Below are 550 nucleotides of genomic sequence, written 5' to 3'. Positions count from 1 at the left end.
ATTTGGAGGAGGTGTTGGAGGTAAACAGAATTGGATTGAAAATGAATTTGATCATTTAGAATCTTTTGAAATCATTTTTTTAGCCACCGATATGGACAAACCTGGTGAAGAAGCAGCCCATGAGATTGCCAATAGGCTTGGTCGTCATCGCTGCTACCGTGTACAACTCCCCTGCAAGGATGCCAATGACTGTTTAACCGCTGGTATTGATGCAGCCACCATAAAAGCTGCCTTTTCCTCAGCAAAAAGCTTTGCACCAAAAGGGTTACGACGCGCCTCAGACTATAAAGATCAAGTTATAGGGCTCTTTTGGCCAGAGCCTAAGCAGCATCTTGGCTATACGGTTCCCTATCCTAAACTCAACGGCAAGCTGTATTTTCGTCCAGCGGAATTAACGCTATGGAGTGGTGCCAGTGGTGCTGGAAAAAGCCAATTGTTATCAGACTGTATTCCCCATTGGATTTCGCAAAAGAGTCGTCTTTGCTTAGCCTCACTGGAAATGAAAGGAGCACAATCTTTACGTCGTTTAACGAAACAAACGGGGGGTTTA

1 protein-coding gene is annotated in these 550 nt (G+C 44.5%); it reads left to right on the top strand.

The features are described 5' to 3' along the window. On the top strand, positions 1-550 hold a 550-nt coding region (locus ACFIO5_RS13330; protein ID WP_375705674.1), incomplete at both ends, for a toprim domain-containing protein.

It is taken from the genome of Bartonella sp. AA86SXKL, from assembly GCF_042196885.1.
The sequence above is the reverse complement of the archived record's forward strand: the minus strand, read 5'-3'. Positions and strand labels throughout refer to the sequence as shown.